The following is a 25501-nucleotide window of genomic DNA, read 5'->3' on the forward strand; positions in this document are numbered from 1 at the left end:
TAGCCCGGCTTTGTTACGCCCGCACCATGTAACGTGCATCCGGGCCATAACTGGAAAGCTTGGCCTTCAGCGCGGGGCTGTCCTGCGGTTCGAAGCCCTGGGCCTGCCAGAAACCGGCGGAGTCGTTGACCGAGACGAGCGCGATCGGGGCCATCACCTGTTCGAACAGCTGCGCGAGGCCCGCGCGGGCATTGCCGCCGCCGCGCGCTTCGGGGAGCAGGGCAAGGTCGTGGAGATACCAGCTGTCGCGGCTGTCGGGCAGCGAGCCCAGCAGCGTGTCGAGCGGCGGGATCGCCTCCAGCGGCCAGGGATAGGCGATGAGGTAGCCGGCGATGTGGTGGTCGTCGGCCAGCACGAAGCAGGTGCCGGGCGCGAGCGCCAGCCGCTCGGCGAAGCAGGCGCGGCCCTCGGGATGGTCCGGGAAGGCGATGCGGGCGACCGCGACGACGCCGTCGAGATCGCCCGAAGTCATCGCCCGCCAGCGCATCAGTCGGCGAACAGCAGCACGGGGGTCTCGAGCAGCTTCCTGACCGCCTGGACGAAGCTCGCCGCATCCCAGCCATCGACGACGCGGTGGTCGCAGCTGATCGACAGGTTCATCAGCTTGGCGCGGACGATCTCGTCGCCCTGGAACACCGGGCGCTCGATGATCTTGTTGGGGCCGATGATCGCCACTTCGGGGCGGTTGATGACCGGCGTGGTGGCGATGCCGCCGAGCGGCCCGAGCGACGTGACGGTGAGGGTGGAGCCGGACAGCTCCTCGCTCTTCGCCTTGCCGGTGCGCGCGGCCTCGGCGAGGCGGGTGATCTCGGCGGCGAGCTGCCAGACATTCCTGTCCTGCGCGTCGCGGATCACCGGGACCATGAGTCCAGCGTCCGTCTGCGCCGCCATGCCGAGATGGACGCGGCCGTGGCGGGTGACCACGCCGGCCTCGTCGTCATAGCGGGCGTTGATCATCGGGAAATCAGGCAACGCCCGGCAGATCGCGACGATCAGGAAGGGGAGCATGGTCAGCTTGGGGCGGTTCCCGCGATTGTCGTTGAGGTCGCCGCGCATCGCTTCGAGCGCGGTCACGTCGATCTCGTCGACATAAGTGAAGTGCGGGATCTGACGCTTGGAGGCGGCCATGTTCTCGGCGATGCGGCGGCGCATGCCGATGACCTTGATGGGCTCGTCCTCGCGGGCGCGGCTGGCGTGCGGGGCGTGATAGCCCTGTGCCGAGCCGTAGCGGAGGTACGCGTCGAGGTCGGCGTGGCGGATATGGTTGCCGTCGGACTTCACCTGGGCGAGGTCGAGGCCGAGATCCTTGGCGCGGGCGCGGACTGCGGGCGACGCGAGGATTTTCTCTTCTCCCCTTCCGCTTGCGGGAGGGGTCGGGGGAGGGGCCGGAATCGAGGCGGTGTCGCTGGAGGCACTGCCCTCCCCCGACCCCTCCCCTGCGGGGAGTGGAGCGCTGGAGGCGGGTTCGACCACTTCCTCGACGCCTGGATTTTCGGCCTCGACCTGCTCCTCGACCGGGGTCTCGGTTTCCTCGCCCTCGACTTCGATCACCATCAGCGCCGAGCCGATCGCGACCTGGTCGCCGACTTCGCCGGCCAGCTCGACGACGATGCCGGTGACCGGCGATTCCATCTCGACCGTGGCCTTGTCGGTCATCATGTCGGCGACCTGCTGGTCCTCCGACACCTTGTCGCCGAGCTTGACGTGCCAGGCGACGATCTCGGCCTCGGCAATGCCTTCGCCGATATCGGGGAGGCGGAAGGTGAAACGAGCCATCGCGGTCAGTCCTTCAGGATTTTCTTGAGCGCCGTGCCGATACGCACCGGGCCGGGGAAATAGGCCCATTCCAGGCTATGCGGATAGGGCGTGTCGAAGCCGGTAACGCGTTCGATCGGGGCTTCGAGATGGTAGAAGCAGCGCTCCTGCACCTGCGCCGAAAGCTCGGCGCCGAAGCCCGAGGTGCGCGTCGCCTCGTGGACGATCATACAGCGGCCGGTCTTCTTCACCGACGCCTCGATCGTCTCGATGTCGAGCGGCACGAGCGTGCGCAGGTCGACGATCTCGGCGTCGATGCCCATTTCCTCGACCGTGTTGGCAACGACATGGACCATCGTGCCGTAGCAAAGGATCGTCACCGCTTCGCCGGGGCGCACGACCGCGGCCTTACCGAGTTCGACGCGGTAATAGCCCTCCGGCACCTGCGCACCGGGGTGATCGGCCCAGGTCTTGGCCGGGCGGTCGTAATGGCCGTGGAACGGGCCGTTGTAGATGCGCTTGGGCTCGAGGAAGAGGACGGGGTCATTGTCCTCGATCGCGGCGATCAGCAAGCCCTTGGCGTCGTACGGCGTCGAGGCGATCACCGTCTTCATGCCCGATACGTGCGTGAAGATGCCCTCGGGGCTCTGCGAGTGGGTCTGCCCGCCGAAGATGCCGCCGCCATAAGGCGAGCGGATCGTGATCGGCGCGATGAAGTCCGCCGCCGAGCGATAGCGCAGGCGCGCGGCTTCGGAGACGAGCTGGTCGAGTGCCGGATAGATGTAATCGGCGAACTGGATCTCGGGAACGGGGCGCAGGCCATAGGCGCCCATGCCGATCGCGACGCCCATGATGCCGATCTCGGTGATCGGCGTGTCGAAGGCGCGGGTCTTGCCGTACTTCGCCTGCAGGCCCGCAGTGGCGCGGAAGACGCCGCCGAAATAGCCGACATCCTCGCCCATCACGATGACGTTGGGATCGCGCGCCATCATCACGTCCATGGCCGAGTTGATCGCCTGGATCATGTTCATGTGGACGCTGGCGCCCTGTTCCTGGGTCAGGTCGCTCACAGGCCCGCCGCCTTCTGCTCGTCGAGCATCTGCTGCTGCTGTTCCTTCAAATGCCAGGGGATGGTCTCGAACACCCCCTCGAACATCGATTCGAAGGGCTGGTGCATGCCGTGGCCGAGGATGCCGTTCTTCTCGGCTTCCTTCTGGGCGACCTTGACCAGCTCGGCGAGTTCGAGGTCCTGCGCGGCGTGGTGCTCTTCATCCCATTCGCCGAGCGCGATGAGATGCTCCTTCAAGCGCCGGATCGGATCGCCGAGCGGCCAGGCATTGGGCTCGCCGGCCGAGCGATAGGCGGTGGGATCGTCCGAGGTCGAATGGCCTTCGGCGCGATAGGTGAAATGCTCGATCAGCGTCGGGCCCTGGTTGGTCCGCGCGCGCTCGGCGGCCCATTGGGTAGCCGCGTACACTGCCAGCGCGTCATTGCCGTCGACGCGCAGCCCGGCGATGCCATAGCCGATCGCGCGCGCCGCGAAGGTGGTCGCCTCGGCCCCGGCGAAGCCCGAGAAGCTCGAAATCGCCCATTGGTTGTTGACGACGTTGAAGATGACCGGCGCCTTGTAGACCGTCGCGAAGGTCAGCGCCGAGTGGAAATCCCCTTCGGCGGTGCTGCCTTCGCCGCACCAGGTGGCGGAGATGCGGGTGTCGCCCTTGGCCGCGCTCGCCATCGCCCAGCCCACGGCCTGCGGGTATTGCGTGGCGAGGTTTCCGGAGATCGAGAAGAAGCCATATTCCTTCGAGGAATACATGATCGGCAGCTGGCGGCCTTCGAGCGGGTCGGCCTTGTTCGAATAGATCTGGTTCATCATCTGCACGATCGGATAACCGCGCGTGATCAGGATGCCCTGCTGGCGATAGGAGGGGAAGCACATGTCGTCGCCGGCCAGCGCCATCGCCGCGGCGATCGACACCGCCTCCTCGCCGGTGGACTTCATGTAGAAGCTGGTCTTGCCCTGGCGCTGGGCGCGGAACATGCGCTCGTCGAAGGCGCGGGTGAGCGCCATGTTGCGCAGCATGCGGCGCTTGGCGTCTGCGTCGAGCCGCGGATCCCAGGGGCCGACTGCCTGGCCCGAATCATCGAGCACGCGGACGAGGCCGTACGCCAGCTCATGGAAGCTGGAGGCGGCATCGGCGGTGTCGGGGCGGCGGGTGGCGCCGGCGGGCGGCACGTCGACATCGCTGAAGTCCGCCTCGTCGCCCGGCCGGAATCGCGGCTCGGGCACGTGCAGCGCAAGCGGGGGCAAATTGGCGCGATCGCGTTCGATCGACATGGGCTCTCCGGACAAAGATTCCCGTCACCAAACGCGCGGGACTCGTGTTTGGCACCTTGTTATAAAATTTCAAAGCGCTGCGCAATAAGGTCAGTCATACTGACCTGAAATGCCGCCCGTTCCGATGGGAATTCCCTCAAGGATCGGGGTCGCCGCGCAGCGGATCCGGCACGATCTCCGCTGCGTGCAGGGTCGCCGCTGCGAGCGCGCGCGTCGGGACGTCGAGGCTGCACTCGTGGCGGGTGATGACGTGATGGCCCGTGCCGTCAAGCAGCTCGAAGACGAGTTGCGTGCCGTCCAGGCAGCCGATCATGTCGTCGCGTCGCCCCGCGCCGGCGAACTCATAGCCGCCCCGGTTGTCGGGCAGGCGTTCGGCAAAGCGGGCGGCGGCAAGCGCCGCGGTCACCCGCGTGAACGAATCGGCGGCTAGCGTGCCGGTCCGCCATTCATCGATTGAACCGCCGCCATAGCCGCCGCGGCCCTTGGTACGCGTGTAGCGCACCGCAAGCCGGCCATCGGTGGGCTGGTCGATGCCGATCACATAGGGCTGGTCGAAGGTCGGCAGCACCAGCATGCGGAAGCGACTGCGATAGCCATCCAGCGCATGCGGCGCCCACAGCACCGGCTCTTCCATGTTGGCGAGATGCAGGCCGAACCAGGATTCGAGGAAGCCGTCCTTGTTGGGCGCGAAACCGGGCGGGAGATAATGGGTCTTGGGCGGCGGCGCGTCCTGCGCCCGGGCGATGCCCGGCGCGAGGAGCAACAGCGCGGCGGCAAGCGCGGCCCTCACGCCACCGGAAACCCGCGCCGCTTGAACAGCGCCGACACGTCGGGATCCCTCCCCCGGAACGCGCGATAGGCCAGCTTGCGGTCGGTTTCGTTGCCGGTGGAAAGCAGGGTGGCGCGGAAGCGGTCGGCCGTCTTCTTGTCCCAGACATCGCCGGTTTCCTGGAACGCCGCCCAGGTGTCCGCGTCCATCGTCTCCGACCAGAGGTACGAATAATAGCCCGCCGAATAGGCGTCCGACGAGAAGAGATGGCTGAACTGGGGCAGCCGGTGGCGCAGCGCGATCTCCCTGGGCATACCGAGCGCGGCCAATGCTTCCTTCTCGAACGCAGCGATATCGGTGACCGGCGTCTCGCGATCGTGCAACTGCATGTCGAGGATCGCGCAGGCGAGATATTCGACCGTGTCGAAGCCCTGGTTGAAGGTGGACGACTTCTCGATCTTGTCGACCAGCGCCTGGGGCATCGGCGCGCCGGTCTTGTAGTGCTTCGCATATTTGTCGAGCACGTCGCGGGTGAGCAGCCAATTCTCGTTCACCTGGCTGGGATATTCGACGAAGTCGCGCGGCGTGCCGGCGAGCCCGGGATAGGTGATGTTCTGGAGCAGGCTGTGGATCGCGTGGCCGAACTCGTGGAACAGCGTGGTGGCATCGTCGAGGCTGATCAAAGTCGGCTCGCCGGCGCCGCCTCGCACGAAATTGTTGTTGTTCGAGGCCAGCGTGTTGCGCACGCCGCCGAACTTCTGCTGGCCGCGATAGCGCGTGGCCCAGGCGCCCGAGCGTTTTCCGGAACGGGCATAGCCGTCGAAATAGAAGATGCCGATGTTCTTGCCGGTGCGCGTGTCGGTCACTTCGAAGGTGCGCACGGCCGGATCGAACACCGGCACGTCCTTCACTTCCTTGAAGCCAAGATCGTAGAGCCGGCCGGCGGCGTAGAAGGCGCCCTGGAGGATGTTGGTGAGCTCGAGATAGGGCTTCACTTCGCTCTCATCGAGGTCGTACTTCGCCTTGCGCACTTTCTCGGCATAGAAGCGATAGTCCCAGGGCTCGATGGTGATCTTGGCGCCTTCCTTGTCGGCGAGCGCCTGCATGTCGGCGACCTCTTCGGCCACGCGGGCGCGGGCGGCGGGCCATACCGCCATCATCAGCTTCATCGCATTGGCCGGGGTCTCGGCCATGGTGTCGTCCATGCGGAACCAGGCATGGTTCTTGAAGCCGAGCAGCCTGGCGCGCTGCTGGCGCAGCTTGAGGATCTCGGCGATGCCGGCCTTGTTGTCGTTCGCATTGCCATTGTCGCCGCGCATCACGAAGGCGCGCCAGACCTTTTCGCGCAAGGACCGGTCGATGGCATAGGTCAGGAAGGGCGCGACCGAGGAGCGGGTGTTGACCACCGCCCACTTCCCCGCGAGCCCGCGCTCGGCGGCGGCGCTGGCGAGCGAGGCCTTGAAGCTGTCGGGCAGGCCGGCGAGCTGCGCCTCGCTGTCGAGGACGGTCCAGGTCTCCTCGTCCGCCAGCAGCTTGCGGCCGAAATCGGAGAAGGCGCTGGCAAGCGCCTGGTTGAGACGGGTCACTTCCGCGCGCTCGGCGTCGGAGAGCGCGGCGCCGCGGCGGACGAAGCCGCGATAGGTGCGCTCGAGCAGGCGCGTCTGCTGGGCGTCGAGCTTCTGGCTGGCGCGCGTGTCGTAGGCGCCCTTCACGCGGGCGAAGAGCAGCGGATCGAGGAACAGCTCGTCGCTCGCCTTGGCAAGCTTCGGGCTCCATTCGCGGTCGATCGCCTGGACCTGCTTGTCTGCGAGGTTGCTGGTGTAGACACCCCAGGCGGCCTGGACCCGGTCCATCGTCTCGCCGGCATTCTGCATCGGTTCGATCACGCTGTGGAAGGTCGAGGCGTTGCGCCTGTCGCGGATCGCATGGATCTCCTGGCGCTGCGCGGCGATGCCGGCCTCGAAGGCGGCGGGGAACATGTCCGCGCGGAACTTGTCCCAGGGGGGCACGCCGCCATAATTGCCGGGCCAGGGCGCGAGCAGGGGGGAGGCATCTACGGTGTCGGCGGCTTGGGCCATCAGGCTCCCCAGGAATGGTGTTGCGAGCATTGCACTGGTGCCGAGAAGCGCCTGACGGCGGCTGAGGTTGCGGATCAAGGTCCGGGATCTCCCTGAAATCGGTGAATGGAGCCGAGCTTAGGGGCGTGCCGCGGAATGGCAATTGACTCTGGGGCGATAAGGAACAGAATAGGAACATTCTTTTCCCGAGTCGTGAGCATAGTGGCCGATCCTGCCGTTCTGAAGCAATTGCGCGAGACCCTGAGCGGTCTGGAAACTGGCGGTTTTCGCCGGCGCCCGGCCTTGCCCTTCGGGATCGAGGCGATCGATTCGCGGCTTGCGGATGGAGGCCTGCGGCTCGATGCGCTGCACGAAGTCGCGGGGGGCACCAGCGACATGGCCGATGATTGCGCGGCGACGCTTTTCCTTGCCGGACTGGCGGCGCGCGCCTGGGGGCCGGTGCTGTGGGTGGTGCGGCGGCGCGACCTGTTCGCGCCGGGGCTGGCCCAGTCGGGGCTCGATCCCAAGCGGCTGATCTATGCCGAGGCGAAGGACGATGCCGAGCTGCTGGCGGTGATGGAGGAAGGGCTGCGCCACCGCGGGCTCGGCGCGGTGATCGGCGAGGCCAAGCGGGCGGACATGACCGCGACGCGGCGGCTGCAGCTGGCGGCCGAGGGCGGGCGGACGATCGCGCTGCTGCTCAAGCGTGCGGCGCGCGAGGGCAGCGATCCGATCGGCATGCCCTCGGCGGCTGTGACGCGCTGGCGGGTGGCCTGCGCGCCGTCGACGCCGCTGCCGGTGGAGGGCGTCGGGCGGCCGCGCTGGAAGCTCGAACTGGCGCGGCAAAAGGGGGGCGAAGGTTTCGAACTGACAGTGGAGGCATGCGATGCAACGGGTCGCTGCGCTCTTCCTCCCGCTATGGCCCATCGAAAGGCTGTGGCGGGCGGAAGCGCGCCCCGGCGCGCGGCCTGAGCCGCCGCGCCCGCAAGCCTCGCTCGATCCGCTGCGCGACGCCGTGGCGAAGGAGCAGGAACATGCCTGTTCGGTCCCGCGCGGCGGCGGATGGCGCCCCGGTGCGCGCTGGGCGCGCGAGGACGAACTCGGCAAGGCCGCGCTACCGCCGGTCGAGCGGCGCAAGGCGAAGCATGAGGTAGGGCGGCGCGACGAGGCGGCGGCGAACCCGTTTCGCGCGATGCGGCCGGATGACGGGGGTGCGCCCGCTAAATTCCTCCCCGAGCTCGCTCGGGGAGGGGGACCGCGTCCGAAGGACGTGGTGGAGGAGCCGGCGCAACGCGCCGGTGCCCGGCGCGCGCCTCCACCATTGCTGCGCAATGGTCCCCCTCCCCCAGACAAGCTGGGGGAGGAATTAGGCCCCCTCATCACCTCGCTCCGCAACGGCAGCCGCGTCGAGATCGCCGCCGCCTGCCCTGCCGCGCAGGCACTGGGCCTGCGCCCCGGCATGGCGGTTACCCAGGCGCGGGCGCAGGTGCCGGGGCTCGATATCCGTCCGGCCGACCTCGAAGGCGATATCGCCTCGCTCCGGAGCCTTGCCATCCTCGCGGCGCGGCGCTGGTCGCCGGTGGTCGCGCTGTCGGGCAGCGACGGGCTGTTGCTCGACCTGAGCGGCACCGCGCATCTGTTCGGTGGCGAGGAGAAGATGGCGCGGCACCTGATCCGCCTGCTCGCGCGCGCTGGCTTCACCGCGCGGATCGCGATCGCCGATACGGTGGGCGCGGCCTGGGCGCTGGCACGCTTCCACGGCAATTGCATCTGCCCGCCCGGCGCGCAGGCACGTGCGCTCGCCGAGCTGCCCACCCCGGCGCTGCGCATCGACGAAGCGGCGGTGGAATTGCTCAAGCGGCTGGGCATCGACCGGATCGGCCAGCTCGCCGCCCTACCCCGCGCGCCTTTGGTCCGGCGTTTCGGTGCCGGCACGGTCCTGCGGCTCGACCAGGCCTTGGGCCGGATCGCCGAGCCGCTCGATCCCGTCATCCCGCCGGAAAGCATCGCCGTCCAGCAGCGCTTCGCCGAGCCGATCGCGACGGCCGAGGCGATCGCGCATTGGCTGGGCGTGCTCACCCCGCGCCTGGCGGCCGCGCTCGAGGCCGAGGGGCTTGGCGTGCAGGCGCTGGAATGCATTGCCGAGCGGATCGACGGCGTGCCGCAGCGCATCCGCATCGGCCTGGCCCGGCCGAACCGCGACCCCGCGCACCTGCTTCGCCTGCTCACGCGCCGCATCGAGGATGTCGAGCCGGGATACGGCATCGACGCGATCACGCTGCATGTCCGCCGTGCCGGGGTTCTGGGGCCGGAGCCGGTGGTCGAGCGGCTCGACGAAGAGGCGGCACCCGACCTCGCCACCCTGGTCGATACGCTGGCGACGCGGATCGGGTTGGCGGCAATGTGGCGGATGCGGCCGGTCGAGAGCGACGTGCCCGAGCGGTCGACGGCGCGGATGGCCGTGCTCGATCCGCCGACACGCGGCGCCGTGCGCGCGAAGATCGACGATATCCGCCAGCTCGACCGTAATCCTGCGCTCCATCCCTGGCACCCCGAATGGCCCAAGCCGGCGCGGCTGCTCGCCCGGCCCGAGCGGCTGGACCATGTCATGGCCGAGCTGCCCGACCATGCCCCGCGCCGCTTCACCTGGCGCGGATGCGCGCACCGCGTCGTCCATGCCGACGGGCCCGAACGCATCCAGGGCGAATGGTGGAAGCGCGATGCCGAGCGGATGAGCGTGCGCGACTATTTCCGCGTCGAGGACGAGGCGGGCCGGCGCTACTGGCTGTTCCGCTCGGGCGACGGCGAGCGCGCCGTGACCGGCGACCTCAGCTGGTATCTCCACGGGGTGTTCGGATGACCTATTCGGAGCTCCAGGTGACGACGCATTTCTCGTTCCTGCGCGGGGCGTCCTCGCCCGAGGAGCTGTTCCGCCAGGCGGCGCTGCTCGGCCTTCCCGCGCTCGGTATCGTCGACCGCAATTCGGTGGGCGGGGTGGTGCGCGCGCTGGTCGCCGCCGAGCAGTTCAGCCAACTCGGCATCCCGATCCGGATGATCGCCGGCTGCCGGCTCGACCTGGTCGATGGCTCTTCGGTGCTGGTCTGGCCCGAGGACCGCGCCGCCTGGTCGCGGTTCACCCGGCTGCTCACGCTCGGCAAGGGTCGCGCCGATGCGCAGAAGGGCGAGAAGGGCCAGTGCTTCCTCCATTGGGAGGATCTGGCCGGCGCGGCTGAGGGCATGGTCGGCGCGCTCGTCCCCGGGCTGGCCGATACCGGCGATCCACTGGCGTTGCGCTGGATGGCGGATGTGTTCGAAAAGCGCGGCCATGTCTGCCTGACCCAGCACCGCCGGCCGAACGATGCGATGCGGCTGCACGAACTGAACCTCGCCGCCCAGCGCTTCGGCCTGACATCGCTCGCCACCGGCGACGTGCTCTACGACACGCCCGACCGGCGCATGCTCCAGGATGTGGTCACGGCGATCCGTGAGAAATGCACGATCGACGAGCTCGGCTTCCGCCGCGAGCGCAGCGCCGACCGGCATCTCAAGTCTCCGCAAGAAATGGCGCGGCGCTTCCGCGACTATCCGCAAGCGATCGCGGCTTCCGAAGCGATCGCCGAGCGCTGCACCTTCAGCTTGCGCGACCTGGAACACCAATATCCCGAAGAGGAAGTCATCCATGGCCGCAGCGCGCAGGAGGCGCTGTCCGCGCTCGCCTGGAACGGGCTCAAGCAGCGCTTCGCCGGCAAGCCGTCCCAGGCGCACCAGGACCTGCTCAAACACGAGCTCGGGCTGGTCGCGGAAATGCAGTACGCGCCCTATTTCCTGACGGTAAATTCGATCGTCCAGTTCGCGCTCAGCCAGCACATCCTCTGCCAGGGGCGCGGCAGTGCCGCCAATTCGGTGATCTGCTTCGCGCTCGGCATCACTTCGATCGATCCGATCAAGCACCAACTGCTGTTCGAGCGCTTCATCTCGACCGAGCGCAAGGAGCCGCCCGACATCGATGTCGATTTCGAGCATGAGCGGCGCGAGGAAGTGATCCAGTGGATCTACGAGAATTACGGCCAGGACCATGCCGCGCTGACCGCGGTGGTCAGCCGCTTCCGCTCGCGAGGCGCATTGCGCGAAGTCGGCAAGGCGATGGGGTTGCCGGAGGACCTGACCGCGGCGCTCTCCTCGCAGGTCTGGGGCTGGTCGAACGATGTCGACGACAAGCATGCCGATGCGCTGAATCTCGACCGCAGCGATCCGCGCCTGGCGCTGACGCTGCAACTTGCGCGCGAGCTGATCGGCACGCCGCGCCACCTTTCCCAGCATCCCGGCGGCTTCGTGCTGACCCGCGACAAGCTGCACGACCTGATCCCGGTCGAGCCCGCGGCGATGGTCGATCGCCGGGTCATCGAATGGGAAAAGCTCGATATCGAGGAGCTGGGCTTCATGAAGGTCGATATCCTGGGCCTCGGCATGCTCGGCTGCATGCGGCGCACCTTCGACCTGCTCGCCGCGCACAAGCAGATGCATCTCACCATGGCGTCGCCCCTGATGCAGGAGGACGATCCGCGTACCTATGAGATGATCCAGCAGGCGGACACGCTCGGCGTGTTCCAGATCGAAAGCCGCGCGCAGATGTCGATGCTGCCTCGGATGAAGCCGGTGAATTTTTACGACATCGCGATCCAGGTCGCGATCGTGCGGCCGGGGCCGATCCAGGGCAACATGGTCCATCCCTATCTGAAGCGCCGGCAGGACCCGAAGCTGGTCGACTATCCCTCGCCGGCGCTCAAGGAAGTGCTGGAAAAGACGCTGGGCGTGCCGCTGTTCCAGGAACAGGCGATGCAGGTGGCGATCAAGGGCGCAGGCTTCACGGCCAGCGAGGCCGACCGGTTGCGGCGCGCGATGGCGACGTTCAAGTCGAGCGGCGATATCGGCGAGTTCGGCCCCAAGCTGATCAGCGGCATGCTCGAACGCGGGATCAGCCAGGATTTCGCCGAGCGGCTGGTCGAGCAGATCAAGGGCTTCAGCAATTACGGCTTCCCCGAGAGCCACGCCGCCAGCTTCGCCAAGATCGCCTACGCTTCCAGCTGGATGAAATGCCATCACCCCGACGTGTTCTGCACCGCGCTGCTCAACGCGCAGCCGATGGGCTTCTATGCGCCCGCCCAGCTGATCCGCGATGCGCGCAGCCACGGGGTCGAGGCGCGTGCCGTCTGCATCAACGACAGCGACTGGGACACGCGGATGGTGTCCGAGGGCGCGAACCCGCGCGCCCGACACAAAGCTTTCTGCGGCACCGACGCGGATTGGGCGAGCATGCGGCCGATGCGGCTGGGCATGCGGATCGTGCAGGGGCTGGCGCAGGTCGATGCCGAGGCGATCCTGCGCGCCCGTGCTCAGGCGCCCTTCACCTCGATCGAAGACGTGTGGCGCCGATCGCGGGTGAAGCCCGCCGCGCTGGAGCGGCTGGCGCGGGCGGACGCCTTCCAGGCGCTGGGCCTCAACCGGCGCCAGGCGCTATGGGCGATCAAGGGGCTGGGCCAGGCGCCGCTCGACCTGTTCAGCGCCGCCGATGCCCGCGAAGGCGCGACCGTGGCGGAGGCGACCGAGCCCGAAGTCGCGCTGCTGCCGCTCAGCGCGGGGCGCGAAGTGGTGGAGGATTACCGCGCCACGCAATTGTCGCTGCGCGCGCATCCCTTGAGCTTCCTGCGCGACCGGCTGGCGGCGCGGCGGATTCGGCCGTGCGGCGATCTGCTCAACATGAAGGACGGCGCGCGGGTGGAAGTCGCCGGCCTCATCCTCGTCCGCCAGCGGCCGGGCAGTGCCAAGGGCGTGGTGTTCGTCACGCTGGAGGACGAGACCGGCATCGCCAATGCCGTGCTCTGGGCCGACCGGTTCGAGGCGAACCGGCGCACCGTGATGTCGGCGACGATGCTGGCGATCCGCGGGAAGGTGCAGCGCGAGGGGATCGTGATCCACCTCGTGGCGGAGCAGATCACCGATCTCACGCCCTGGCTGCGCGAAGTCGGCGAGCTCGACCTGCCACGGATGACCATGCCCGGCGACGGGGCGACGCATGGCGGCACGATCGACCCGCGCGAGCGCCTCAAGCTGCCCCGCCAGCGCGCGCTCGAAAGCTGGCCGCCGCGCCGCAGCCTCAAGGCGCCGGACCTGATCCCGGTGCGCTCAAGGGACTTTCATTAGGAGCATAACCGATGATGATACCGACCACGCACGGCGCCGTATTCGAGCAACAGCTACGGCGAGACGATCAGCTGCTTTATTTCATGATCAAGCCGTATCCCGAGCAGGCGGCAGCCATGGATGGATTGCGGCGTCGATTTGAGTTTTCGCGGCGATATGCCGCCGAGCGTTTCCACATCACGCTGCTGCCGTTCGGGGATATTCGGATGATTTCGCCGGATGAACTCGATCTAATCTGCCGCGCAGCCGCGTCCTTGCAGGCTGAACCGTTCGAAGTGACGCTTAACCGGATCAGCGGAAATGCGCTCGTCGGAAACAGGATGCAGGCGCTGCTTGAACTGCAGCGCCTGCTAGTAGCACGGCTGGAAACCTTCGGGGTCGATGTTCTCGACTATGAATTCAAGCCGCATTCCTCGCTGACTTATGAGGAATGGCAGCAACGCAATATTCCGGTCCAGCCGATCAGCTGGCGCGTCGATCAGCTGCTGCTGATCAACAGCATCCATGGCAAAGGCCATCAGGTGCTGGGCTGCTGGAATCTCGAGACTCGCCAGGGATCGCTCGGCTTCTAGCGCTAGCTCTGTTCCCCGGCGAAAGTCGGGACGCAGAGTTTCTCTGCCGGATCGCTTGTGACCCTGGGCCCCGGCTTTCGCCGGGGGACATGCCGCTAGAAACCTAGCCCGAGCTGCGGCAGGTCGCGCGTGACGACACCATCGCGCACCTCCACGCCCTCAAGTCCGAGCATATGCGCCTTGGAATGCGAGCCGCCTGGCGCCGAGAAGCCGCCGATCCGCCCATTCGCGGCGGTCACGCGGTGGCAGGGGATGATCAGCGGCACCGGGTTGCCCGCCATTGCCTGGCCGACGTCGCGAGCGAACTCCGGCCCCGCCTCGAGCATCCTGGCGATCGCGCCATAAGTCGCCGTCTCGCCCCAACCGAGCTGGCGCACCGCGCCATAGACACGGTCGAAGAAAGGCTGTTGCGGGCCGAGATCGACAGGCACGTGCGCGAAGTCGACGCGCTCGCCGGCGAAGTAGCGCCGCGCATCGTCGATCACGGCCTGCACCGGCGTGGGTGGGGCTGCCGGTTTCGCATTCGGCAAGCGCCGAAGCAACGCCCGCTCCGCTTCCCGCGCGGCACCCGCCGGCAACCGGAAGCTGTTGATGCCCCTTGCGTTCCAGCCGATCGCGGCGAAGCCGGCCCGGGTCTCGCACAGGGTGTAGCTGGTCTCGTCGATCATGGTGCTTGCCTGCCTGTTTCAGGCTGGAGATCGGAGTACCACCACAGGTTCGCAACCCGTTTCCGGTGGCGATTTGGGCTGTTCCCCGGCGAAGGCCGGGGCCCAGAGCCAAGCAGGACGTAGCTTTATAACCCTGGCCCCGGCCTTCGCCGGGGAACCAGAGGAAATCAGCCTCCGACGGTCTGCTCGATCACGCCGAAGATCGGGTGGTGCCTGTCGTCCTCCGCCCAGATACGCACCGTGTCCCCGGCCTTGAGGAAGGGGGTCTCCGGCTTGCCGCCGCGGATCGTCTCGATCGTGCGGATCTCGGCGAGGCAGGAATAGCCCACGCCGCCTTCGCTCACCGGCTTGCCCGGACCACCATCCTCGCCGCGATTCGAGACGGTGCCCGAGCCGATGATCGTGCCGGCACCGAGCGCACGGGTCTTGGCGGCATGGGCGATCAGCGTGCCGAAATCGAAGGTCATGTCCTCGCCGGCTTCGGCCCGACCGAACGGCTTACCGTTCACATCGACCATCAGCTTGCGGTGGAGCTTGCCGTCCTGCCACCAGTCGCCCAGCGAATCGGGCGTGACGAACACAGGCGAGAAGGCACTGGCCGGCTTGGACTGGAAGAAGCCGAAGCCCTTGGCGAGCTCGCCGGGGATCAGGTTGCGCAGGGACACGTCGTTGGTGAGGCCGACCAGGCGGATCGCGGCGAGCGCCTGTTCGCGACTCGCGCCCAAAGGCACGTCACCGGTGACGACCACCACTTCGCCTTCCAGGTCGCAGCCCCAGCTCTCATCGGCGAGCGGGATCGGATCGCGGGCGCCGAGGAAGCCGTCGCTGCCGCCCTGGTACATCAGCGGATCGTGCCAGAAGCTGTCGGGCATCTCGGCGGCGCGCGCCTGGCGGACAAGGGCGACGTGGTTCACATAGGCCGAGCCGTCCGCCCATTGATAGGCGCGCGGCAGCGGCGCGGCGGCGAAACGCTCATGGAAGCGCTCGCGCGGGATCGCTTCATGATCGAGATCGGTGGCGAGATTGCGCAGATCGCCTTCCACCCGATCCCAATTGTCGAGCGCCGCCTGCAACGTCGGCGCGATCATGTCGGCGCCGGCATACCAGGCCAGGTCGCTCGATACGACGACCAGCTTGCCGTCGCGGCCGCTCTTCAGGCTTGCGAGCTTCATATGTCTCTCTCCTTTGCGCCGACCATAGACCCCGGCGCGCGGGCAAGTCGAGGCGACTTGTCGGCCATCCGGGGCGCATAAACGCTTGACCTTGCCGCCTGCCCGCGCCATTCGCGCCGCGGCTTCGGGCCCTGCCCCCAAGCCACACGTAAAGCCCGGTCGCCGAGCCCTGTCGAAGGGCGGCCAGGGTCCGCCCCGGCAGGCGGAGACGCGTATCCATGGCAAATGTAGCGGTTATCGGCGCCCAATGGGGTGACGAAGGCAAGGGCAAGATCGTCGACTGGCTCGCCGAGCGTGCCGATGTCGTGGTGCGCTTCCAGGGCGGGCACAATGCCGGCCATACGCTGGTCGTCGGCGAGAAGGTCTACAAGCTGTCGCTGCTCCCCTCGGGGATCGTGCGCGGCACCCCTTCGGTGATTGGCAACGGCGTGGTGCTCGACCCCTGGGCGCTTAAGGCCGAAGTGGAGAAGCTGCGCGGCCAGGGCGTAGAGATCACGCCGGACACGCTCAAGATCGCCGATACCTGCCCACTGATCCTGCCCTTCCACCGCGACCTGGACGGCCTGCGCGAGGATGCCAGCGGCGCCGGCAAGATCGGCACGACGCGGCGCGGCATCGGCCCGGCCTATGAGGACAAGGTCGGCCGCCGCGCGATCCGCGTGTGCGACCTGGCGCATCTCGACGATCTCGGCCCGCAGTTCGACCGCATCGCCGCGCATCACGACGCGCTGCGCGCCGGCTTCGGCGAGGCGCCGATCGACCGCGACGCGCTGCTCGCCGAGCTGCGCGAGATCGCCGGCTTCGTGCTGCCCTTTGCCGAGCCGGTGTGGCGGATGCTCCACGAAGCGCGCAGCCGCGGCCGCCGCATCCTGTTCGAAGGCGCGCAGGGCGTGCTGCTCGACATCGATCACGGCACCTACCCGTTCGTGACGTCGTCCAACACCGTGGCGGGCACCGCGGCGGCGGGCACCGGGCTCGGACCCAATGCCGTCGGCTTCGTGCTCGGCATCGCCAAGGCTTATACCACCCGCGTCGGATCGGGCCCCTTCCCGACCGAGCAGGACAATGACGTGGGCGAGCGGCTCGGCACGCGCGGGCACGAGTTCGGCACCGTCACCGGGCGCAAACGCCGTTGCGGCTGGCTCGATGCGGTGCTGCTGCGCCAGTCGGCGGCGGTCTCGGGAATCACCGGCATCGCACTGACCAAGATCGACGTGCTCGACGGGTTCGACGAAGTCGCGATCTGCACCGGCTACCGCCTGCGCGGCGAAACGCTCGATTATTATCCCTCGAACGCCGCCGACCAGGCCGCAGTCGAGCCGATCTACGAGACGATGCCCGGCTGGCAGGAATCGACTGCCGGCGCGCGCAGCTGGGCGCAGCTGCCGGCCCAGGCGATCAAATATATCCGCCGCGTCGAGGAGCTGATCCAGTGCCCGGTGGCTTTGGTCTCGACCAGCCCCGAGCGCGAGGACACGATCCTGGTCCGCGACCCCTTCGCGGACTGATTTGGCCTGGTCCGCGATCCCTTCGCGGACTGACGCAAAAAAGCGCGCTGTCCCTCCGGCCACGGAATTGGGACAGCGCGCTTCTCTATATTTAGCCCTGCTTAGTGGGGCTTCTTCTTGCCCTTCCTGGCGTCGGCCTTGTCCGCTTCGGCCGTGGTCGGATCCGGGTTCGGCGTTGCCACATCGGGCGCCGGCGCATTCGGCGCGGTCGCGTCCGGCGAAGGTGCCGGGGCGGGATCGGGTTCGGGCGCGGGGGCAGGCGCCGTCGTCGTCGCCGACGGGTCAGTGGGGGTTGTGGTTGTCTGTGCGAAGGCCGCCGGAGCGGCCAGCAGCGCCGCGGCGCCGATCAGGGTTTTCAGCAACATACAGGGCAATCCTCCTCGGTTTTTGCCGAAGTCCCTTCGAGACGCTGCACGTGTCTGGCTTGTTTCCAAGCGATTCCGCCAACCCCGCCGCGCGCACGCCTCGGCAGCGAGGCGAGCCGGCAAAGGGACGGGCCGAAGTCGGGCTCAGCCGACTTGGGCGCGGTGGAGCAGCTTCTGGTCGGCGAGGACCAGCGCGACCATCGCCTCGACCACCGGCACGCCGCGGATGCCGACGCATGGATCGTGGCGGCCCTTGGTCATGATCTCGGTCGCTTCGCCTTCCCGCGTCACCGTCTCGACCGGGGTGAGGATCGAGCTGGTCGGCTTGAACGCCACGCGCACGCGCACTGGCTGGCCGGTCGAGATGCCGCCGGCGATGCCGCCGGCGTGGTTGGCGAGGAAATGTGGGCGCCCGTCGTTGCCCGGGCGCATCGCATCGGCATTCTCTTCGCCGGTGAGCGCGGCGGCCGCGAAGCCGTCGCCGATCTCGACGCCCTTCACTGCGTTGATCGACATGCAGGCGGCGGCCAGCTCGCTGTCGAGCTTGGCATAGAGCGGCGCCCCCCAGCCCGGCGGCACGGCCGTAGCTTCGCAGGCGACCACCGCGCCGAGCGACGAGCCCGACTTGCGCGCGCCATCGACCAAGGCTTCCCAGCGCTTTGCCGCCTCGGCATCGGGGCAGAAGAACGGGTTGTTGCCGATCTCGGCGGCATCGAAGTTCGCATAGTCGATCGCGTCGCCGCCGATCGCCTCGACCCAGGCGAGGATCGCCACTTCGGGGATCACCGCCCGCGCCACCGCGCCCGCCGCGACCCGCGCCGCGGTCTCGCGCGCCGAGCTCCGCCCGCCGCCGCGATAGTCGCGAAAGCCGTATTTGGCGTCATAGGCGTAATCGGCATGGCCGGGGCGATAGGCCTTGGCGACGTCCGAATAATCCTTGGAGCGCTGATCGACATTGTCGATGTGGAGCGCGATTGGAGTCCCAGTCGTGCGGCCCTCGAAAATGCCCGAGAGGATGCGGACCTGGTCCGGCTCCTGGCGCTGGGTCGTGAAGCGCGACTGGCCCGGGCGGCGCTTGTCGAGGAAAGGCTGGATATCGTCCTCGGACAGGGTCAGCCCCGGCGGGCAGCCGTCGACGACCGCGCCGAGCGCCGGGCCGTGGCTCTCGCCCCAGGTGGTGAACCGGAAGACGCGTCCGAAGGTGTTGAAGCTCACTGTTCCCCGCCCAGTTGCGCGAACGCCGGTGCGTGCGTCGCGGCGCCGCGCATCCCGCACGGCATGGCGCCGCCCTGGAGCGGCAGCGCCATCAGATACTCACCCGCATAGGGGGAGGCAAATCCCTGCGCCCATTCGGCCGCGAAGCCGAAGCGCTCATAATAGCCGGGCTCGCCGAGCACGAAGCACAGCATCGCCCCGGCATGCTCGAGATGCGCGATCCCGGCCTGGACCAGGGCCTCGCCGACACCCTGCTTGCGCCAGGCCTTGTCCACCGCGAGCGGCGCCATCGCCACGGCGGCCACGGCCAAGCCGGCGATCTCCGCCTCCATCCGGCTGAACGCGATCATGCCGGCGAGCGCGCCGCTCTCCTCGTCATCGGCGACCAGAGTCAGCACCATGTCGCCATCGATGCAGAGCCGCTGGACCAGCTTCGCCTCGTCCTCCGCCGGGAAGACGCGACGGAGCAGCGCGTCGATCGCCGCCACATCCCCGCCATGGGCGGGGCGAATCGCAATGCTCATGTCAGACGAGCGAGATGTCGGGCGCGTCCTCGGCCTTCATGCCAATGACGTTGTAGCCGGCATCGACATGGTGGATCTCGCCGGTCACGCCCGAGGCGAGATCGGAGAGCAGATAGACGCCGGCGCCGCCGACATCCTCGATCGTCACGTTGCGCTTCAGCGGCGCGTTGAGCTCGTTCCACTTCAGGATCAGGCGGAAGTCGCCGATGCCGCTGGCGGCGAGCGTCTTGATCGGGCCGGCCGAGATCGCGTTGACTCGGATATTCTCGCGCCCGAGATCGACGGCGAGATACTGGACGCTGGTCTCCAGCGCGGCCTTGGCGACGCCCATCACGTTATAGTGCGGGATCACCTTCTCGGCGCCGTAATAGCTGAGCGTCAGCAGGCTGCCGCCGTTCGGCATCATCTTCTGCGCGCGCTGCGCCACCGCGACGAAGGAATAGACGCTGATATTCATCGTCATCAGGAAATTGTCGAGGCTGGTATCGACATAGCCGCCGCGCAGCTCGTTCTTGTCGGAGAAGCCGATCGCGTGGACGACGAAGTCGATCGTCGGCCAATGCTCGGCGAGCTCGGCAAAGGTACGGTCGAGCGAGGCCATGTCGGACACGTCGCATTCGATCAGCTTGCCCGCGCCGATCTGGTCGGCGAGCGGGCGCACGCGCTTCTCCAGCGCCTCGCCCTGATAGCTGAACGCCATTTCGGCGCCCTGTTCGTGCAGCTGCTTGGCGATGCCCCACGCCAGCGAACGATCATTTGCCAGGCCCATGATCAGCCCGCGCTTGCCCTGCATCAATCCGGTCACGACGCAATATTCTCCTGCTTATCCGGCTCCTCTAGACCCGATTCGGGCGTCTCCGCCAGAGCCGCGTTCAACTCGGTGCCGACGACGAGCCCCAGCCCGACCAGGAAGAAGAAGATCAGCGCGATCATCACGCCGGCTAGGCTGCCATAGGTCAGGTCATAGCTGCCGAGCGTACCGAGGATCCTCGGCAACAGCGCCGTGACCAGTAGCCACCACACCGCGGTGAACAGCGCGCCCGGCCATTTCGGGCATTTGCTCTTCCGGTATTTGCTGGGCGTCAGCGAGTAGAACAGGATGTAGAGCGCGCCGAACAGCGCGATCGCCGGCGCGATCTTGGTCAGCGAGACGATGCGCTGCGCCTCCGATGCCCAGGGGAAGATCGTGTAGAGGAACTGCTCGACGCCGGTCAGGATAACCTGGAAGCTGAACGCCGCCATGACCAGGATCACCGAGCCGATGATCATCCCGATCGCGCCGAGCCGATAGCGCCAGAACGGCGTACGGGACGAGGTGCCATAGGCGGCGCGCAATATGCCGCGGATCGTCTCGATGAAGCCCGCCACCGTCCACAGCCCGACGATCGCGCCGAACCAGAGCAGGTTGCCGGTGCGCGCCATCAGCACGTCCGACACCGGCTTGCGCAGCAGATCTGCCACGTCGGGCGGCACGGTGTGGAGGAACGCCTCCAGCGTGTGGATCCCCTCCGAGCTGCGCCCGAACAATTGCGCGACCGCAGCGGCGACGATGAAGAAGGGGAAGAGCGTGACCAGGCTGAGATAGGCAAGGTTGCCGGCATAGGTGAAGCCGTCATTGAACGTGCCGATCGCCACCCGTTTCAGCACCGTCCAGAATTTGGGGCCGCCGATTCGCACGAGCGCGCCACGAAAGCGGGAGCCAAGACCCGGTTTCGCTTCCGCAGCGCCTTCGTTTTCTCCCGTGTTCACAAGGCGTCAGACGCCCATGCGGCCACGCGGGTTCCCCTTGTCGGTCCAGCCCTGGGCGAACTCGATCAGCGCATCGTCATCCACCGGCAGCTCGACCATCAGCGTAACGAGCAGATCGCCGCGCCCGCCGCTCGTCCCTGGCGCCTTCTTGTGGAAGCCGCGGCCCTTGAGGCGCAGCGTCTTTCCGGAGGAGGAGCCCTTGGGCACCTTGAGCATCACCGGGCCATCGGGGGTGGGCACGCGCACCTCGGCACCGAGCACCGCTTCGGACAGGGTGACGGGCAGCTCGAGGCGGATGTCGTCGCCCTGGCGCTCGAAGAAGCGGTGCGGCTGGATCTCGATCGTCACGATCGCATCGCCGGCGCCGCCCGGCCCTTCCTCGCCCCTGCGGGCAAGGCGCATCTGGGTGCCGGTCTCGACCCCGGCGGGGAGCTTGAGGTCGAGCGTCTTGCCGTCGCGCAGCGTGATCCGTTGCGGCGCGAGCTTCGCCGCGTCCTCGAATGACACCGCCAGGCGATAGGCGACATTGGCGCCCTTGGGTGCGGGACCGCGCCGGCCGAAATCGCCGAAGCCGCCCGAAAAGCCGCCGCCGCGCCGCCCGGCCATGCCGCCGAACAGCCCCTCGAAGATATCACCGAAGCCGCCGGCCTCGCCGCCGCCACCGTTGAAATCGGGACGAAAGCCGGCCTGGTTGTTGCCGCCGCCAAAGCCGCCGAACGGATTGGTCGGGTTGCCCTCGCCATCGATCTCGCCGCGATCGAAGCGGGCGCGCTTGTCCTTGTCGGTCAGCAGGTCATAGGCCTGGGTGACCTGGCTGAACTTCTCCGACGCCTTTGGATTGTCCTTGTTGCGGTCGGGGTGCAGCTCCTTGGCGAGCTTGCGATAGGCCTTTTTGATATCGGCCTCGCTCGCGCCCCGCGCGACATTCAGAACGGAATACGGATCAGCAGCCATCAAAACCCCTTTGAACGCGCCGTATTTCGGCGCGTCCGGGCCTTAACGCAAGGGTCAGGCTGCGGGTTCTTGCATCGGCTCCTCGAGTGGCTCGACATCGACGGACACTTCCATCTTCTGCGCCCCCGATCCCAGGACGATGCCGTCGATCGGCGCGATCTCCGCATAATCGCGTCCGATCGCCATCACGACATGGTCCTCCGCCATCCAGATGCCGTTGGTCGGGTCGACTCCGACCCAGCCGAGATCGGGCCCCGCCCAGACCAGCACCCAGGCATGCGTGGCATCGGCGCCGACCAGCCGCGGCTGGCCCGGCGGCGGCAGCGTACGGAGGTAACCGGAGACATAGGCAGCGGGCAGGCCGGCCGCGCGCAGTCCGGAGATCATGATCTGCGCGAAATCCTGGCAAACGCCCCTTCGCTTGTCGAAGGCGTCGCGCGGTGGTGTGTCGACCAAAGTGGCGCTGGGGTCGAAATCGAATTCGCGCTGGATCCGGCTCGCCAGCGCATAGGCGGCGTCGAGCACGCCGCGGCCCTGCGCCAGATCGGGCGCGCACCAGGCGGCGATCGCAGGGTCGAGCGGGATCTGCGGCGAAGGGAAGAGATAGGCGGCGGGCCCGGCGGGCGAGGCATCGTAGCTCGCGCGGGCACGGTGCGCGATCTCGGCGACGCTCGGGTCGCTCGGCATCGGCACCGGGATCTGCCGGATCACCCGGACCGTGGCACTGCTTTCGATCGTCAGGCTGCTCGCCGCATTCTCGACCACCAGCCGCAGCACATTGGCGAGCCCGGCCTCGGCACGTGCCGGGTGGGTGCGCCCGCCCGGCTCGACCGACAGGGCATAGTCGAGCACTTCCTGCCCGGACCACAGGATCGGCTTGAGCCGCAGGTTGCAGCGCGCGAAGCCGACCGGCTGGGCATAGTCGAACCGCGTCACATGGCGGATGCGGTAGAGCATCAGGCGAGGACGAGCCCGGCGGCACGCAGCGGCTCGGCGCCCTGCAGGAAATAACGGCGCGCGATCGCGGTGGAGAGCACGCCCAGCCGCAGCTCAAGCCCACCCAGCATGACATCGTCGATCCGTGTGGCATGCGCCGTCACCAGGATCGCGGCGAGCTCGCGCGCCTGCTCCTGCTGCGGCTCGGCCAGGCCGTCGTCGGAGAGCAAGGGCAGCTTGTTGAGATGCGCCGAGATCGCCGCGATCTGATAGGCGATGCCGCGCGGATTGCCCGGATCGAGCGTGACCAGGTCGAGCACCGGCACCCGGGCGATACCCGTCAGGTAACGCTGGCGATAGCTGATCTGGCTGTCGGCGAGATCGAGCAAAGTGCCGAGATCGTCGCCGGTCGCGTCGACGCGCCCAAAGGCGCGCAGGAAGCGCAGGGTCTGCACCGCGCGCTCGATCCGCCGGCCCATGTCGTGGAAGCGCCAGGCATCGGTGCGTCCCATATGCTCGGCGGCAAGGCCGGCCAGCGCCGAATAGCGCCGCTGGAGCGATCCGGCCTTGTCGAGCAGCCCGCCGCGCGTCGGGAAGGGCGCGTCGAGCAGCCGGACCATGTCCGCCGCCAACCGGTCGCGCGAGACTTCGCCGATCCCCTTGGCCTGGGCGTTGATCGCAGCGACGCTGTACCAGCCCTCCATATCCTCGAGCGCGGTACGGGCGAGATGGGTGAGGTCGGCGCGCTTCAGCGCCTTGGGCAGGGGCGCGGCACCGCTGGCGACGAGGATATCCGACAGGCGCCGTACGGTATCGGCGGCGAGCGCCGCGCCGGTATCCGCGCTGATCGAATTGCCGAGCAGCGCGCGGATCACGCCGAGTTGCGCCTCACCGCGCTCGAGATATCGGCCGAGCCAAAAGAGATTGTCGGCGACGCGGCTGGGCAAGGTGCCCGGGTTGCGCCGCAGCTGGGTCGAATCGCCGGACGGGAGCAGCGACACCGGCTCGACCGGATCGGGGCCGTGGACGCAGACATCGGCGGACCACATGCCCTCGCCCATCACCGCGGCGCGGGCATCGGCATGCTCCCCGATCCGGGCGAAACCGCCGGGGAGCACCGCCCAGCTGCCATCCGCGCCGCGCGCCGCGAACACCCGCAAGGTGAAGGGCCGGGCGGCGAGCCTGTCCTCCGTCACCACCGGCATGGTCGAGAGGTGGACGACTTCCTGGCCGACATAATCCTGCGGCCGCCGGGCGAGGTCCTCGATCAGCGCGGCGCGCGCCTCGCCGGCCAGCGAAGCGCCGAGCACCGGCACACCACCGGGCAGGCCGAGCGGCGCTACGCCGAAGGCAGGCGCGATCAGCAGCTGGTCGAGATTGGCCTCGACATGCGCGCGCGCACCGTCCTGCCCGCACCACCAGGTGGCGATATTGGGCAGCTTGAGTCCCTCGCCGGTCAGTAGCTCGGCAAGCCGCGGCAGGAAGGCGGAAAAAGCCGGAGCCTCGATCAGCCCGGCGCCCGGCGCGTTGGCGATCACGACATTGCCGGCGACCATCGCATCGACCAGCCCCGGTACGCCGATCGTCGAATGGCTGTCGAGCGCCAGCGGATCGAGCAGCCGCGGATCGAGCCGGCGCCACAACGCATCGACGCGCTTGAGACCGGCGATGGTGCGAACATAGAGGCGGTCGTCGAGCACCGCGAGATCGGCGCCCTCGACCAGCAGCCAGCCGAGATAGCGCGCGAGATGCGCCTGTTCGGCATAGCTCGGGTTGAGCCGGCCGGGCGTGAGCAGCGCGATGCGCGGCTCGGCGCGGCGGCAGCGCTCGGCCAGGCCCTCGCGGAAGGCAGCGAAGAACGGCGCATGGCGCGCGATGTTGAGCCGGCCCTGCAGCCCGTCCAGCGTCTGCCCCATCGCCAGCCGGTTCTCGAGCGCATAGCCGGCACCCGCGGGCGCGCGCAGCTGATCGGAGAGCACGCGCCAGCCGCCGTCCGGCCCCCGGCACAGGTCGAAGGCGACGGCCTGGAGATGATAGCCGCCCGGCGGCACAAGGTTGGTCAGCGGGCGCAGGAAGAAGGGGCTGCCGGTGACGACCGCGGCGGGGACATGCCCCTCGCTGACCAGCCTGCCCGCGCCATAGATGTCGGCGAGCACCTGCTCCATCACTTCGGCGCGCTGGGCGATGCCGGCGGCGATGGCGTTCCACTCGGCCTCGGCGATCAGCAGCGGGATCGGCGACAGCGGCCAGGGGCGCTCGTCGCCTTCGCCGGCGATGCGGAAGCCGGTGCCGATATCCTCGGCCTGGCGATGCGCGCGTTCGCGCGCGGTTTCGAGATTGTCGCCGGCAAGCACGGCCAGCTCTTCGAACACGGCGGACCAGGCCGGATCGGCCCTGGTGCGGGCGCAGAGCACGTCGGCGGTGCTGCCCGAGGCGCAATAGTCCGCGATCCACCGGTCGGCGATCACTCCCGCGTCAAACAGAGATGCGGCGCTGCTCGCCAAAACTACGTCCCCAGCTATCCGGGGGACTAGTGAGCCAATCCCTGCTGCATGGCAACATGGGATGCATACGGATGTGCGCGGGAATCAGGCGCGGGCAACAGCACCGGTGCGAGGTGGATCCCGCATCTCAGCACCTTGCCGTGCCGCAACAAGGTTTCAGAAACCGCTGTCTTGATTGCAATGATCCGAAATATCCCGAGATGTTCGTTGCATT

The 25501-nt window shown here is 68.0% G+C and carries 21 protein-coding genes; 5 read left to right on the plus strand and 16 right to left on the minus strand.

Translation table 11 applies throughout. The features are described from left to right. Positions 1 to 13: 13 nt before the first annotated feature. The 6 genes from AC1RPL_RS15240 to AC1RPL_RS15265 form a co-directional block, all read right to left on the minus strand. Complete coding sequence (locus tag AC1RPL_RS15240; protein WP_493070300.1) at positions 14 to 487, minus strand: GNAT family N-acetyltransferase; 474 nt, start codon at positions 485 to 487, stop codon at positions 14 to 16. Then, the gene (locus AC1RPL_RS15245) at positions 487 to 1776 is read right to left on the minus strand and encodes a dihydrolipoamide acetyltransferase family protein (protein ID WP_493070301.1); all 1290 of its coding nucleotides are present in this window, start codon (positions 1774 to 1776) and stop codon (positions 487 to 489) included. Before AC1RPL_RS15245 ends, AC1RPL_RS15240 begins: the two co-directional genes overlap by 1 nt. A 5-nt stretch (positions 1777 to 1781) precedes the next feature. Beyond that, positions 1782 to 2786 carry an alpha-ketoacid dehydrogenase subunit beta gene (locus AC1RPL_RS15250; RefSeq protein WP_493070939.1) on the minus strand — a complete coding sequence of 335 codons (1005 nt, stop codon included), beginning with the start codon at positions 2784 to 2786 and terminating at the stop codon, positions 1782 to 1784. A gap of 35 nt (positions 2787 to 2821) precedes the next feature. Next, positions 2822 to 4093, minus strand: coding sequence for a 3-methyl-2-oxobutanoate dehydrogenase (2-methylpropanoyl-transferring) subunit alpha (locus AC1RPL_RS15255; RefSeq protein WP_493070303.1), 1272 nt, complete (start codon positions 4091 to 4093; stop codon positions 2822 to 2824). A 136-nt stretch (positions 4094 to 4229) separates the two neighbouring features. Next, positions 4230 to 4883 carry a hypothetical protein gene (locus tag AC1RPL_RS15260; protein ID WP_493070305.1) on the minus strand — a complete coding sequence of 218 codons (654 nt, stop codon included), beginning with the start codon at positions 4881 to 4883 and terminating at the stop codon, positions 4230 to 4232. Further along, positions 4880 to 7018: a M3 family metallopeptidase gene (locus AC1RPL_RS15265; RefSeq protein WP_493070307.1), complete on the minus strand. Its 2139-nt coding sequence runs from the start codon at positions 7016 to 7018 to the stop codon at positions 4880 to 4882. Before AC1RPL_RS15265 ends, AC1RPL_RS15260 begins: the two co-directional genes overlap by 4 nt. Before the next feature lie 150 nt (positions 7019 to 7168). On the opposite strand from AC1RPL_RS15265, the gene AC1RPL_RS15270 reads away from it, so the two are divergent. Genes AC1RPL_RS15270 through AC1RPL_RS15285 form a run of 4 tightly spaced genes read left to right on the plus strand, consistent with a single transcriptional unit; the run spans position 7169 to position 13692 of the window. Then, positions 7169 to 7891, plus strand: a complete 723-nt coding sequence (locus AC1RPL_RS15270) for an ImuA family protein (protein ID WP_493070308.1) — start codon at positions 7169 to 7171, stop codon at positions 7889 to 7891. Next, entirely contained in the window at positions 7806 to 9779 is a 1974-nt protein-coding gene (locus AC1RPL_RS15275; RefSeq protein WP_493070309.1) for a Y-family DNA polymerase, read from the plus strand. The genes AC1RPL_RS15270 and AC1RPL_RS15275 overlap by 86 nt, the downstream gene beginning before the upstream one ends. Beyond that, positions 9776 to 13120, plus strand: coding sequence for an error-prone DNA polymerase (locus AC1RPL_RS15280; RefSeq protein ID WP_493070311.1), 3345 nt, complete (start codon positions 9776 to 9778; stop codon positions 13118 to 13120). The genes AC1RPL_RS15275 and AC1RPL_RS15280 overlap by 4 nt, the downstream gene beginning before the upstream one ends. An 11-nt stretch (positions 13121 to 13131) precedes the next feature. Next, a complete protein-coding gene (locus AC1RPL_RS15285; RefSeq protein WP_493070313.1) occupies positions 13132 to 13692 on the plus strand; it encodes a 2'-5' RNA ligase family protein in 561 nt (186 codons plus the stop codon). Between the two features lie 95 nt (positions 13693 to 13787). Here the strand turns inward: AC1RPL_RS15285 and AC1RPL_RS15290 are convergent, their stop codons facing one another. Both AC1RPL_RS15290 and AC1RPL_RS15295 read right to left on the minus strand, forming a co-directional pair. Then, entirely contained in the window at positions 13788 to 14360 is a 573-nt protein-coding gene (locus AC1RPL_RS15290; protein WP_493070315.1) for a methylated-DNA--[protein]-cysteine S-methyltransferase, read from the minus strand. A 167-nt stretch (positions 14361 to 14527) separates the two neighbouring features. Next, positions 14528 to 15532 carry a fumarylacetoacetate hydrolase family protein gene (locus AC1RPL_RS15295; protein ID WP_493070317.1) on the minus strand — a complete coding sequence of 335 codons (1005 nt, stop codon included), beginning with the start codon at positions 15530 to 15532 and terminating at the stop codon, positions 14528 to 14530. A 218-nt stretch (positions 15533 to 15750) separates the two neighbouring features. On the opposite strand from AC1RPL_RS15295, the gene AC1RPL_RS15300 reads away from it, so the two are divergent. Beyond that, positions 15751 to 17040 (plus strand): adenylosuccinate synthase, encoded by a 1290-nt coding sequence (locus AC1RPL_RS15300; protein WP_493070319.1) that lies wholly within the window; start codon positions 15751 to 15753, stop codon positions 17038 to 17040. 101 nt (positions 17041 to 17141) lie between these two features. Here AC1RPL_RS15300 and AC1RPL_RS15305 read toward each other — a convergent pair whose 3' ends face one another. From AC1RPL_RS15305 to AC1RPL_RS15340, 8 genes are all read right to left on the minus strand, one after another. Further along, entirely contained in the window at positions 17142 to 17405 is a 264-nt protein-coding gene (locus AC1RPL_RS15305) for a hypothetical protein (protein ID WP_493070321.1), read from the minus strand. A 144-nt stretch (positions 17406 to 17549) separates the two neighbouring features. Beyond that, positions 17550 to 18620, minus strand: coding sequence for a chorismate synthase (gene aroC / locus AC1RPL_RS15310; RefSeq protein ID WP_493070323.1), 1071 nt, complete (start codon positions 18618 to 18620; stop codon positions 17550 to 17552). Next, the gene (locus AC1RPL_RS15315) at positions 18617 to 19144 is read right to left on the minus strand and encodes a GNAT family N-acetyltransferase (RefSeq protein ID WP_493070325.1); all 528 of its coding nucleotides are present in this window, start codon (positions 19142 to 19144) and stop codon (positions 18617 to 18619) included. The genes aroC and AC1RPL_RS15315 overlap by 4 nt, the downstream gene beginning before the upstream one ends. A gap of 1 nt (position 19145) precedes the next feature. Then, positions 19146 to 19949: an enoyl-ACP reductase FabI gene (gene fabI, locus AC1RPL_RS15320; protein WP_493070327.1), complete on the minus strand. Its 804-nt coding sequence runs from the start codon at positions 19947 to 19949 to the stop codon at positions 19146 to 19148. Continuing rightward, complete coding sequence (locus AC1RPL_RS15325) at positions 19946 to 20821, minus strand: YihY/virulence factor BrkB family protein (RefSeq protein ID WP_493070329.1); 876 nt, start codon at positions 20819 to 20821, stop codon at positions 19946 to 19948. The genes fabI and AC1RPL_RS15325 overlap by 4 nt, the downstream gene beginning before the upstream one ends. Positions 20822 to 20899: 78 nt before the next feature. Next, positions 20900 to 21847, minus strand: coding sequence for a DnaJ C-terminal domain-containing protein (locus AC1RPL_RS15330; protein WP_493070331.1), 948 nt, complete (start codon positions 21845 to 21847; stop codon positions 20900 to 20902). A gap of 54 nt (positions 21848 to 21901) precedes the next feature. Beyond that, positions 21902 to 22804 carry a transglutaminase family protein gene (locus tag AC1RPL_RS15335; RefSeq protein WP_493070333.1) on the minus strand — a complete coding sequence of 301 codons (903 nt, stop codon included), beginning with the start codon at positions 22802 to 22804 and terminating at the stop codon, positions 21902 to 21904. Further along, positions 22804 to 25287 carry a circularly permuted type 2 ATP-grasp protein gene (locus AC1RPL_RS15340; RefSeq protein WP_493070335.1) on the minus strand — a complete coding sequence of 828 codons (2484 nt, stop codon included), beginning with the start codon at positions 25285 to 25287 and terminating at the stop codon, positions 22804 to 22806. Before AC1RPL_RS15340 ends, AC1RPL_RS15335 begins: the two co-directional genes overlap by 1 nt. Positions 25288 to 25501: the final 214 nt, after the last annotated feature.

This window comes from Sphingomonas sp. GW821-FHT12D09, assembly GCF_058807215.1.